This window comes from Microvirga pakistanensis, assembly GCF_004458765.1.
GTDB classification, from domain to species: Bacteria; Pseudomonadota; Alphaproteobacteria; order Rhizobiales; family Beijerinckiaceae; genus Microvirga; species Microvirga pakistanensis.
On record NZ_SPJX01000253.1, the window covers coordinates 1 to 13,025 of the forward strand.

Here is a 13,025-nt window from a genome sequence, read left to right on the forward strand (position 1 = left end):
TTGGGCTACCGGCCACCCGCACCCATGACAATGGAGGCGCTCACACAGCAGCTACCCACATCCGCAAGCATGCAGTAGGCTCTCAATGCGCCTGGTCCAAAACCACGGTCACGTCAGGTTAGCGATGGGCTCAGGTAATTTCGTAGCTGAATCGCAGGACGCCGCCGTCACTCTTATGAACTCTCTGTAAGTAATAATAGAACTTAGGTTTGCAGCGAACTTAGCCTACGGCCGCGGCGAGGAGCGACCTGGGAGAGAAGCTGATACGAAGCCTACGTCTAGGTATCTCTTTGGAGGTACCGTATACCTCTTTTGGATTATAACAATTGGCCTATGCCTTGAACGAAATCCACTTCGCCTATCCTCCTCCACCTACCCTCCTTAGGAGCAAAGGGGGCTTCAACTTTTCCTTCAGAGAGCAAAGATGGGCGCAGCGAAATTCCAATACGTCAACCCCGATCAGGATCGTACTTCTGGCAGATTAGAGGCAGTCAGCAAAAGTTATACTGCTGTCGTTATCTGCCAAAATTCCCTGGTTGGTTTGGGGCTGAAGAATCTCTTGTCCGTTAGCTGTTTTGAAGTGTCAGAGGTAGCCACCTATGATAATGCCTTATCTGTGATTGCCGCCTATCCAACTATCAATCTCTTCGTTGTGGATGGCTGTGGGAACCAGTCCAACGCATTCGGCGCTATCAGCAGCATCAGATCGCACCATCCCGAAGCGAAGGTTGCCATTGTTGCCGATCAATTCACCTTTGACGACGTGAAGGCTGGAATAGCGCTTGGGGTTGCTGGTTTCTGCTCCACGAGCAATTCCGAGGCTTTAATCAAGTCACTTGAATTGGTCATGTTGCAGGAACTGGTTGTGCCCTTTTCCGCTGTGCGCCCGGTTATGGAGGGCGACTCATTGAACTCTGAGATAGGGCCTCAGGAGGATGCGGCTGAACCGAAGGTGTGCGACCCAATAATGCGGAAGCTCTCATCAAGGGAGACTGAGATTCTAAGATGCTTGATACGAGGAGCGTCCAATAAGGTTATTGCGCGACAGCTTGATGTTACCGAAGCAACCGTCAAAGTTCACATCAAAGCCATTCTGAGAAAGCTCAGAGCGGCCAATCGCACACAAGCGGCTATGTGGGCTGTAGAGCATCTGGTGAAGGGCGAAGGAGCATCCCTAAGAGCCTAATTGGAAGAGGTTGGGGATGCTCGTAAGAATACTCTGACGAACCCACAACTCATTAGACCCTCCCGGTTACCGTGATCGGCTTCTGGGAGGGCGGTTGTTATGCACCAGGGAAGCTCCTACCGGGCTCTTCCAGTCTGTCTGAGTGTCTCAGCGACAGCGTCAGAGTGGACCGCCATCGCCAGCTCGCTTGCCTTCGTCACGTTCTGGCTCGGGATGTCATTCGCCTGACGCCGCTTCCTCACAGAGGCTGGGCGGCACGGTCCCACTAGTCCTGATACTCGTATGACCCTTGTTGCGGTTTCACCCATAAAGCAAATGATGGTGGTTTGTTCTAAGCGGCGTGTGACTGATGCATCGTCTTGCACGCCGGTGAACGAAGAGGCCGCCGAATGAGGCGACCTTTCCATCTCTGATAAGGGAGACGATCAAGCCGCCTGAGCCGCCGGAGCTGAGCTCACCTCATCCATGGCTCGCATGTAGACGTCGAGCAGCGTCTCGTGTTCGTCGCGCTCTTCCTGGTTCTGCTTGCGCAGCTTGAGGATCTCCTTCAGCACCTTCACGTCAAAGCCCTCGCCCTAGGCTAGGCCTCTGAGAAGATCTCCTTCTTAGCTTCGGTCAGCTCTTTAAGCTCGGCCTCTATCTGTTCGATTCATTCGATGAACGAGCGGATTCTATCTCCCGCAATACCAGCGACGTCGCTCATAGTGTCTCCTTTGCCGGATATGGACGAGTACTATCCGGCAGGTCCGTAAGCACCGTGTTAATAGGTCGAGCACCGCTGCGAGAACCGCGCGAACCACCTTGCGTTATCCACCAGGAACTTCAGCCAAGAAGGGACTGCGCATGAACGTCTCGATCGAGCTGGATGACGAGGTGAGGCAAACCTACGCGGTGTTTATCGACGGGGTTTGCATCGCCCGATCTCGCCAAAGGCCGAAGCAAATAGGGTTCGGCTGCAAGCCTCGAACGGACGGGTAGGAAAGCCTCGCCTGGGCTAGGACAATTAAGTTACCGCCCGAGCACAAGGCGGTTATGCTCAATTGATAGCGCCTCGGGACGGCCGTAATCCACCCCGAGGCGCCGGACCTTACGCGTTCGACTTGCTCTTCTTTGCTGGAGCACGGCGCTTCGGCTTGGCGGCCTCAGCCACCTCAGGAGCTGTCTCCTCCGACACAGCAGCTGCCTTCGCGGGGCTCGTCACCCTTTGCTGGCCAAGGCCCATGCTCTTGGCGAGTTCAGAGCGCCGCAGAGCGTAATTTGGCGCAACCATCGGGTAGTCGGCTGGAAGCCCCCACTTGGCCCGATACTGCTCGGGGGTCAGTCCCAGCTTCCCAAGATGGCGCTTGAGCGACTTGTACCTCTGCCCGTCTTCCAGACTGATCAGGAAATCAGGTGTGATGGACTTGCGGATCGAAACAGCTGGCTGCGGCTTCTCCGGCTCGGCCTCCTTAGGAGCCGCAAGGCCCTGCAGCGCAGCATAAACAGATGCAATCACGGCGGGGAGATCTGCTCGATGCACAGCGTTATTGGCGACGTACGAAGAGACGATTTCCGCCGTAATGCTGGCAAAATCGAGAGTAGGCTGGTTAGCTTGGTCCATGGTCTTTTTCTACGTACCAGGTGTTAGGAAGGGTACTTCAGGCGTCATTGCGATCCGTATCGGTCCTGCACCAGAAACACCCCTGTCCGGAGATCGAGCGTGCTCCCCGGGCCGGGGCGTGTGCAAAGGCTCTGAGCGCCATGCGCGGTCTGAGTAGCAGTGCTTTATCCAGAGTCAACCAGAACAAGAAAGCGCGCTCCAGCCGAGACGGGCCCCTTAAATCTCAGCCAGAGCGCCTTGGCTTCCATAGGGGCAAAACACTTGAGCCACTCAAAAAGCGCTGCGGGCCAATGAACAAGGACGCTCCGACCTCCGTCAAGCCCGCGAGCACTGGCGCACGCAACGTCAGCCCGGTATGCGCCAGGAGCCGCACCGGCTGGTCTTTCTCGACGAGACCGGCAGGCACCTCCACCAAGATGACGCGCCTGCGCGGTCGCTGTCCCAAGGGGCAGCGGCTGTTCGCCAAGGCACCCTTCGGCCACTGGAAAAACCAGACCATTTTGGTTCCTGTTGCTGCCACCCTACAGTCGCGATCCGAATTCAATTGAACAGGCCTTCCCCTAGATTAGAGCGTACTTGCGCAAAGCCGAAGCCCGAACGCTCGACGCGCTCTGGCGCGCCATCCGCGACTTGCTCGAACTGCAGGATTGCTGAAGCTATCCCAGGGCCGCCGGATATGCGACGGTGTAAGCGTCCGATGCTCTAGACAACCCCATCAAAGCCGTTCCCAATTCAGGGCGAGGATTTGGCTCGGTTGATCGCGCTCCTCTCGTCCAGCAGATTGCGGATCATGGCTGCAACATCTGTCGCGAACCTTTGGAACAGGAATGGGCCGAGCGAATGGCTCGACGTGCGGCCTTCCGGTGCATTGGTGTCGAGATGGGCGTCGCTGGCCTGGGCGATGCGCCCGAAGTGAACGATGAACTTATCCGCATTCTTGCGGATGCTATCTGGCGTGATACCGTAGCGTTGAGTGAGATCGAAATTTTCGTTCTCGATCCGGATGACCAGCCTGTCCGCCTTTGGATCGCTCAACATCTCCTCCAGCACGGCCATCACCTTGCGCTGAGTCCGCAAAAGATTCTCGTGATTGTCGGTGATGTAGGCGACCGATTTTGCACCGCTCCGCGCAAACAGGCCACCATCGGGGTCAACGGTACGGTCGCCGGCGACCATGCGGGCCATCTCCACGAAATAACGCTTAAACTGGTCGGGATCGAATGCGCCTGCGCCAGCCTTGCTGTCGGTCTGGATCAGATCACCCTTGCTCATCCCCGGCGGCAGGTTCTTGTCCGTCTCCACCTTGAGGACATGGTCCGTGCTCCTGCTGGGCGCGGATTTGTTCTGGCTGGTGGCAACCTTGGCCGCATCCTCCTGGTCGATGCTGTGGAAGTTCCGCTGCGCCTTGAACGTGGCGGAACTCACGTCGTCGAATATCTGCGGAACCTCGCCCGGTTTCGTCGGATCAGATTTCAACTTGAGCAGCACCTCAATGAGGTTTTCCTGCATCTTGCCTTTTGCTGTCGGTTCCGCCTCGACGAGGCCGCGTCTGACGAGCGAATCGAAACCGGCCTCGAGCTTGGCAAGAGACTCTGTATCCTGCGTCGTGCGCGCGGCCCTGAGATACGCCTCGCGCATGACGCTCAAGGCATGATCGATTTCCTGCTGCACAGCCTCATTGACCGCAACGGGGTTCTTGACATCGTTGACGCCTCGAATCAGGCGGTTGATCAGGCCGATCCGGGCTTCCTGCGAAAGGGTGAGCCGCGTTCCGTTCGGGCCGGGTAGTTCGACGCCAGCCGCAATGCTGGTGATCACCGTTTCGGCCTGCACGCGCACGAACCTGCGGAACTCCTCCTCGATGATCGTTCCGCGTCGGTTGCGATCCACCTCCGTCGTACCTTGCGGCAGCTTGGTGACTCTCTGCAGAAAATCGTTCATCAGATCGCTGCGCGAGCGGCTTGCTCCCGTGAGTGTGGAGAAGGCGACGGATGCCTCCAGCACTTCCAGCCTCTGGACGATAGAGCGCGCCTCCTCAATCGATATCACACTGGCGCCGGTTGCCGACAGACCCTTGGCAGCCTTCACCAGGTCCTGCGCCGCCTGTTCGCGCTTGATCACGATCGGCTTGTAGGCACCCCAATCCTCTGCGTCCTCGAGCGGATCGGCAAAGCGCGCGAGGAAGGGCTCTTGTCCAACAGCGATCGGCTCGCCCTTGCGTATGGCGTCGAGATCGGACGCCGAGAGTTTGCCGTTGCTCATGGCGCGCGAGCCCATGCGGATCAGGCTGTTGCGGAGTTCGGGGTCCAGCAGCGCGGCATGGCAGTAGGTGAGCATATCCTGAACCGTCACCTTACCCGCCGCCGCATTGGTGGACGGCGGTTTTGCCTGGGGGTCGACCGCCGAACTCATCAGGCCCGACATCTTGGGCAACAGTTCCGTGATCCTGTGCGGATGTTGCGATACGAAGAGCAGGGTGGGGGGACCGAGTGTCTCCCCCGAAGCGTGAACGAGATGAATGATCCGTTCGAACGTTTCAACCGGGGTGTTTTCGAAATAGGCTTGCGTCAAGAGCCTGAACGCCATGTGCTGCATGGCTCTAGGTAGAGTTGCGCTTGCATTCAGCATTTCGTTCACAGATTTGAAATAAGCATCCTGCACGGCTGGCGGCCTCGGCCCGGCCAGCGCTTCGAGGATCGCTGCCTGTATCTCCGGTTTATTTGCCAGCCCCTTCAACTGCCTTGTGGGGGAAATGCCGAGAACCTTGGCGGCGCTGCGGAACCGGTCCATCACCGCAGCGTCCGGCGTATTGTCCGGTAGCCTGTGCAGGGCGAGTACGAGGGCGCGCTTGGCGAATTCCAGCTCGGGATGAAGATCGCCCGGCTCTGCCCGAGTGAGGCGCTTCAGCGTCGCCCGCACCAGTTTCAGGTCCTTGTCTTCGAGACCTCGCTTCGCCGTCACGCGGTCCAGCACCCTGCGCGCGATCGATCCGGCCTGTGACGGATCACCCACGGCAAGGAAGTGATTCCGGACAGTAACCGCGATCCGCTCGGGCGGAATCTTCGCTAAGTCTTCATCGCCTGTGAGCGGCTGGCCGCTACGAATGCGCCCGAGATACCGGACGAGTTCGTCCGCCGGCACCACCTCGGCGAGGGCGTGGATTGTCTGCACCAGTTGCCGCCGGTTGCCCTTCGACATTTCCGGCACTCGGCTGGTCAGAGCCCGGAAGGCATCGCGCAGCGGCGTCCTGGCAGCCGCCTCGATCTCCTCGAACAAATCCTGGTCCGCCGCCGATTTGCTGAACATGCGCGCCGGCTGGCGAAGCCAGCCCGGTGGGTCGACGATGCCCGCCGCGATCGCATCCAACTCGGCGGGCGTCAGTGCATTGGCCTCCCCACGACGTGTGATGAGGCGCGTCAGGGTTTCTTCAGCTGCCTGCAGCTGTTTGAGGGCCTGATTTCGCATATCCTCGAAAAAGGCGTTATTTGCGCGAGCGCGGAGCTTGCCGATCATCCGCTGCTGGCCATCGATCTCGACATCGATCTTGGCTCGGTAGGCGCGGACCTGTGTGTCCAGATCGAGATCGTCCCAGCGGGCCATGTGTTCTTCACCCAGTGTCGCGACCCGTTCGCGAAAACGCGGATCGCGATACTGCAGCACGTGCAAACCTTCTTCGGTCAGCACCTTCGGGTTGGATCCCTGGCGCATCAGGATCACCGGGTTACCATTTACGATGAGGGTCACGGCATGCTCATTGCCCTTGCCTCGGACATAAGCGAGGAACGAATCCTCCGGCAGCGTGATGACTGGCGTGCGATAAACCACGCGCTTCATCCCGAAGGGGATCATGTCCAGAAGCGCACGCTTCTGCGTCAAAGCCTCCCGGAAGCCCGGTCGACCGTGTCGGGTTGCCATCGTCGCGCGGATGGCGGCCAGCAACGCCTGCCTGTCGATGCCTGGCCGCCGTGCCGCTGTCGCCGCAACGATCTCGTCGACGCGCGCATCCGAAAGCGGTCTGCGGGTAAACTGCGCCACGCGGATTTCCATCAGCGCGTCGTCGCGGAGATCCAGCATCGCCCTGATATGCGGGGGAGGCACATTGTCGAGGTTGGCGACACGTGACGCCGCGCGCATAATGCGGCTCATCATCGATCGGGCAACCTTGTTCGCACTCTCCCGGTCAAGCCCGGCACCACGCAGGATCGCGGACGCGCGCGCAAAGCCTGTCGGCTCTCCTTCCCTGAGCGCCGCATGCAGGGCCTCGGCCTCGCGCGGCCTAAGACCTGCGATCCGGCCGCGCGACGCTTCGGGCGCGGCCTCCATCAGGTCGTCGCGAATGCCAGCGCGGCGCGTCGCCACTGCGTTGCGGGCCCGCGTGACGGCTGCGTCCGCATCCACCATGCGTGCTGCCACTCGGGCGGCGAGATGCGGGTCCTCCGGGATCATTCGTTGGACTAGCGCCCTAAGGTCCGCTCCTCCCTCGGCCAGCGCGGTAGCCAGTCTCGCTTTCGTCGCAGGCGGCAGGCTGATGAGATCCGAAAAATCCAGCTCCTGGAGATGCGCGCGCTCCGGCCCGCGTATTGCGGAAAGAAGCTGCTTGTTCGTCTGGGCCTTCAGTTCTTTCCGCGCATGTCGGTTGCGTGCAAAGTCCCGGCTGGATGATTGCATCGCTCGGTCGAACGCCTCCACATCCAGGCCGACGATTTCCTTGCCGAGTTGCATCGTGAACTGCAGGCGCTGGGCGCGGTTGCCCAATTGGCCGCTGTCCATCATGCGGATCACGTCCATGGCCTTATTGGGACCCATTTTCGCGACCTCGTCGCGAATCTGAGGAGGCAACTCATCGATCCGAGCACGGACGTTTGAGAATCCACGCGCGAACTCGTCGGTCCTCGTACCCAGCGGGATGACGCTCCCGTTCTGACCGAGCCAGTTGAGGATTCTAGCTTCCCTGGGATTCGGGTTCCGCTTTTGGCCGTGAATGTCAGCTGACATCCGGTTGTATTGGGCCCTTTGGATCTGCTGTGCTTTAGTTCGCCCGGCCACCGACGCCAGTTCGCGCACGCCTGCCTTGCCAAGTCGTTCAAACGCGCCTGACCAGCCTCCGACGTGCTTGTCCATCGCGACGTCGGCCAGAATGTTGATCGTTTCGCCGACAAGCGATCCCGGTGTGTTGGCAAGTACTTCGGTGAGGAATTCCCGTCCGCCCGGACCGAGAGACTTGCCGATTCGGTTCAGCCGGTCGGTGCTGGCGTTTCTGCCCACGGCAGTCGGCGCAAGTCGGCGGTCTAGTCCGCGGGTGATGGCACCGGTGACGGCAGCATTCGCGGCGCCGGAAAGCCCCCCCTTGACGGAATGCCCGAGGACTCGCCCGATGCCGGTTCCGATACCATCGTCCCAGAGCTTGTCGTCGAGTGCGGCCGTTGCGGCGGTTGAAGCCGCACCGGTGATCCCACCCTGAACAATGGGTGCCGCCACGGGGCCGAGGCGCGTGTGAAGTCCCGCGCCGACGCGCCCGAAAGTGCCGAGTTTGCCAATTTTCTGGCCGGTTCGCGCTGCGTTGGCGGCTGCCGTGGCTCCCTTGGACATCGCGCCACCAATTCCTGCGGTCGCCGCCTCGATGGCCGTCATACCGATATCCGTCGCCATTTCCTCCCAGCCGTAGCGGCCGCCACGCATTCCGGATTTCACCGCGACTGTCGCGGCCCCCGAAATCAACGCGACGAGAATGCCGGCCGCGATCAGGTTGATGCCCGGGATGAACAGCAGCAACACCGATACCGCCACCGCCAGCGCGGTGATCAGGCTGGTAAATATGCTTTCGTTGCGGTCGACCTCCTGCTGATAGAAATCGGCCGCCTGGCGGGTATTCGCCTGCAGCACGTCCATTGACGGACCATTGCCCCTGAGCTTGCCGTCGCCGTTCACGGCAAAGCGTTGGACCAGCGGGTTCAACTGACCTCCTGGCAGCCGAACGGGCATGTCATCCGACGCGGGATCGATCTTGAGATCGCGGCGGCCAGCCGCTTCGACGCGCTTGTTATAGTCTTCTATTCCGGCGCGTGTGGCGGTACGCAGCCTGTTGTCGGCCTCGGTTTCGGTGTTCTCCAGATGGCGTTTCTGCCAAGCGTCGGCCATGACGCTCCTGCCGAGCCAGCCGGTCCCCTCCTTCAATTGCTGGTCTTTGAGGAAGCGCAGCGTCTCGTAGCGCTCGAATTCGTTTTCATCCTCGCCGCGCAGCTTCTCCTTGGCCTGATGCCAGTCGTCGCCGGACATTTCATTATCGGCTACGCGATAGGCATAGTCATGCATGGTCTCGCCGTTGGCGCGGCGGACGTTGAATTCCGCGTGCGTTCGGTTGGCGAGCACGCTCTGCATCAGCGCTTCGTTGGTGCCGAGACCATCGGCAGCGAGTGCTACGCCGGTATCGATCGCCATCCGCCCCTGCTTGGTGATTTCCGTCCCGGCCTTGCGGAACTCCTCGCCCTCCTTGGCAAACTGCGCGCCGAGCCGCTGCGAAACAAAGGCTTCGACGGCTATCGGGTCGTCGAGATCGCCTTCCATCCCCATCCCGCGCGCCGTTTCGCGCAGGAAGGTCCGGTGCCGCGCTTGGATGTCCTCCCATTGCTTGGCCATAGCCGCGCGTTGGGCGGGCGTCGCGCTTTCCCAGCGGGCGCGGAAGCGCGCATATTCCATGTTGCTGAAGTTCTGGTTCAGCTCGTTGACTTGATTGGTCGAGAGCGAACTGTCGCCCGAAATGCGCGAGTAGGCGGCTGCTGCACGGGCCCCCATCGCCTCTGGCGAGTTCGTGCCGTGCATGATGATGGCGGTGTTGTAAGCCTGGATCGCGAGAGCCGGGGCGATCGTCACGCGGCCCGTAGCCGGATCGTAGGTGCGGACCTTCCGATCCATCTCCGAAAACCGCTTCATATCCTCTTCGGCAAATCGGTCGTTCGGCTGGCGGAAGTACGACGCGTGCGGCTTGTTCATATAGGCGACGATCGCCCGGCGCGCCTCGTCCAGCTTGCGGGTCTGGTCTGTCGCAACCTTCTCGGGAGCGAGTTTCTCGTTCGAGGCTTCCGGCCCGGTGACGGCGCGCGCCGGGGCGGGTGCGGGTGAGGGCGCAGGCGGTGTTCTGGCCGCTGGTTTTTGCACGGGAGCCGTCCGGGCTGGGGGCGCTGCGGTCCTCCCGGAGGCTTCGATGCGCGGCTGCGGCGGCGGGAGCGGCCGGCCCTCGTAGCGCAGCTGTGCCGGCGTCAGCGCAAGGCGATCTGGCGGCGGCGCGACGGGTGCGTTTCTGACCGTCACCGGCTGGCGCCCCTCACGGCTGATCTCGTCGAAGCGCAAGAAGGCCGCGTTGCGCATCGCCTCCAGTCGCTCGTTCGGGACATAGGCATTCGGCCCGCTGGCGAACAGTTCCTGCCGAATCAGCCTGTCCAGCTCTTCGCCGGTCTGGAGTTGGTCCTTCTCCTGCTTGGAGGCCTGTTTGTCGAAAAGCTGGCGCATTCGGATGGCCAGCGCCTGATCGGGCTCGCCGTTGAGATACGCGGCCGCGACCTCCATGTTGGCCGGCTTGAGGGTGGAACGCAGTTCCTCCGCGATCCGCTGCCGCCGCTCGGGCGTCATGATGGGCGAGGCGAGTTCGTCGGCCGTCAAGGATTGCGAGAGCGCCAGTGCGGCCTCGGCATTGATGCCGGTCGATGCCGACGATCCTTCGAGCAGCCCCGCCTTACCGGACGCCCGTACGTTCTGGTCGGGATTGAAGAGCTTGAGGATGTCGGCCTGCTCCTCCTCGCTCTTCATCCGCTCCTCAATCAGCTGGATGACGCCCCTACCACTATTCGCCTTGTGCTGCTCGTCCACCGCATTCGGTCCCGGCCACGGAATGGAAAGTGCTGTCGTGACTTTCGACTCGTTGGGATCGGAATAGATGTCCCAGGCCAGTGCGCCGAGCCCGAGGAACATGTAGCCGCCCACGCGCTCGCCGGTGGTCATGGGCGCGGGTGTGAGGGCGGATTCGACGTCGTGCCCGCGAGCGCCGGCATCCTGCGCGGCGCCATTGCGAATGCGGTTAAACTCAGAGCCGGAATCGCCTTGCTTCCACGACGCATCCGCGACGCCGCCGAAGCCCTTTTCCATCCCGTTAACCCGCGCCAGATATCCGGCCCATTCGGCCGATATGACGCCGTTGATGTAGCCAATGGCTGCCGTCTTGATATTGGAGAACTGCTGACGGGAATTGTTCTTCGGCCCCAGCAGCCGATCGGCGACCTGCGCCGCATGGGCGTGGATTTGCGGGAAAACCGCCGCCACGCCCCTGTCCATGGTGCCGGTGTAGAGCATCGTGGTGCGGGCGAAGTCGTAGCGGGCGCGAGCCAGTGTCTGGAGCAGGCTGTCGACGCTACTGCCCGTCATCTTGTAGAGCGATGCCACCTGCTGATCGAAGCCCTTCCGGGCATTGGCGAGCGTGGTCATGGCCTGCTGGGCGACGGACTCGATCTGCCCACCTTCGAGCGCAGCAATGCTCTTTTCGGCCTCTGCCAGCTGCGCAAGCGTTGCGGTCGCCTCGAGGAACTCTCCGGAGGCGATCATGGGCTCGAGCCGCTTCACGAGATCAGGATAGTGGGCGGCGAGCGCGGCCAGATTGGCCTTGAGCGACGCCTCGACGACCCGCGCCTGGTCGTTGAGCCCGTCCATCATCTTCTTGCCGGCCTCCCGCACTCCCTTGATCGAGTGGGCCGGCAGACTCTTTTCGACGCTGGGGTCCAGCGTCTCGTCCACCAGAACGCCGCGTTTCTCGTCGATCTGCCGAACGATGCGCCGGGTGGCGCCGTCGAGCATGGAATATTGAAGCGACAGGTTCAAGCTGAGGTGCCCGGTATAGGATTCATCGGCGACCGGATCGGCCTTCTCCTGTTCCTCCCTGACAGTCGGCATGATCAGGCCGAAGGTTATGTCGAAAAACCGGGTCTTCGTTTCCTCACTCGTCAGTTCCTTGATCGTCTCGGCATTTGCCGCTTCGTAGCCACGTTGCTGCGCCTCGACCATCATTGGGACAGCCGCGGCGCATTGCAGATTGCCGTACTGCGCGGTACGGTTCGCCGGGAGGTCGGTCATCAGCTTGTTGGTGAGCGCCTCGCGTGCGGCGGGCCACGTCGTGTATTGCTCGCCGTCCTTGCCGCTGTCCGGAATAGCCATATCGGCCGGCTTGGCGCTAGGGTCGGGTGCGACGCCCGTATCCATCGCTGCTGGTTTCGTTCCGGATTTGATGCGATCAATGCGATTGCCGGCTTCCGCGGCGAGGCCGTCGACTTCCGCATCCATTGCCGCCTTTGCGTCCTTCAGGACCCGTGGCGCCTCCTGCATCAGCATTTTATGCATGCTGACTTCGGTGTCCTTGCCACGCTCCGCCAGTCCGGCCTTGTCCTTGTACTTGTGATTCAGCACCGCCTGAATTTGAGCGTCTGCATGCGCATTGATGTCGGCGACGACGGCCGCGGCCGTGGCCTTGATCCGGGCCACGCCACCGCCGACGATGCTGGGAATGCGTTGGGCCAGCGCCTCGATGGAATGCCGGGCATCGGCCGCAATCCCGCCAACCTGAAAGATCACGTTGCGCTCGGCGGCCCTCGCCCGATCCGCAACGCTGTCGAGCGCGCGCTGGATCTGGGCGTGGTGGCCTGCCGGTGTACTGCCGGTTGCGCGCAGGATCTCGGATGTGCGGCGCACGGCTGACGCCGGCGGCGGCGGAACGACGAGCGAGCGAATACGGGAGAGGTCCGGGATCGGAGTCGGCGGCAGAGCGGGAGCGCCGACGGAGCGGAAGACATCGGGCAACCTGGTCCTGCCCTGTGAAACGGGGGTGCTGGTGACACTGGCGCCTTCGGGCCGGGCTGCAGCAGCTGCAGCTTCGTCTGTACCGGACGCTTCGGTTCTAGCCGCGCTTTGCTCTCCGGTTTCAGTTTTCGCCGCTTCAGAGCTTCGGGTCTCGCTTTCCGCTATGCCGCCGCTTGCGGATCCAGCGGCTTTGCCCCTGTCGCCGCGCCGCTCCCGAGGGTCGTGCTCACGGGCTTCCGCCGCCCGCCGGGCCAGATTGCGGGCCGAAGCCGCCTCGGTGCCTTGCGATTTTTGGTGGGTCGCCAAGCTGACTGGCAGGCCGGGGCGAGGATCGCAGGTCTCGACTGCCCCGGGAGGCTTCGTGTCCCCAACTTTGCCGCGCTTTCCGAAGGCAAAGTTCAT

3 protein-coding genes and 1 pseudogene are annotated in these 13,025 nt (G+C 61.6%); 1 reads left to right on the forward strand and 3 read right to left on the reverse strand.

Features of this window, described 5'->3' with window-relative positions; all coding sequences use genetic code 11:
• The first annotated feature begins 424 nt into the window (after nt 1-424).
• On the forward strand, nt 425-1,186 hold the full coding sequence (locus tag E4K09_RS30230; protein ID WP_134498135.1) for a helix-turn-helix transcriptional regulator: 762 nt from the start codon (nt 425-427) through the stop codon (nt 1,184-1,186).
• Between the two features lie 425 nt (nt 1,187-1,611).
• On the opposite strand, the pseudogene E4K09_RS14445 reads toward E4K09_RS30230, so the two are convergent.
• From E4K09_RS14445 to E4K09_RS14460, 3 genes and pseudogenes are all read right to left on the reverse strand, one after another.
• Nucleotides 1,612-1,835: pseudogene (locus E4K09_RS14445) on the reverse strand (DUF2312 domain-containing protein).
• Between the two features lie 438 nt (nt 1,836-2,273).
• Entirely contained in the window at nt 2,274-2,786 is a 513-nt protein-coding gene (locus E4K09_RS14450) for a Ros/MucR family transcriptional regulator (RefSeq protein WP_134498137.1), read from the reverse strand.
• A 732-nt stretch (nt 2,787-3,518) separates the two neighbouring features.
• On the reverse strand, nt 3,519-13,025 hold the full coding sequence (locus tag E4K09_RS14460) for a hypothetical protein (protein WP_134498139.1): 9,507 nt from the start codon (nt 13,023-13,025) through the stop codon (nt 3,519-3,521).

What these genes read in the sequence shown, in the direction of transcription:
- E4K09_RS14460 (WP_134498139.1), bottom strand. Translation starts at nt 13,025, where the DNA reads ATGAACTTTGCCTTCGGAAAGCGCGGCAAAGTTGGGGACACGAAGCCT.
- E4K09_RS14450 (WP_134498137.1), bottom strand. Translation starts at nt 2,786, where the DNA reads ATGGACCAAGCTAACCAGCCTACTCTCGATTTTGCCAGCATTACGGCG.
- E4K09_RS30230 (WP_134498135.1), top strand. Translation starts at nt 425, where the DNA reads ATGGGCGCAGCGAAATTCCAATACGTCAACCCCGATCAGGATCGTACT.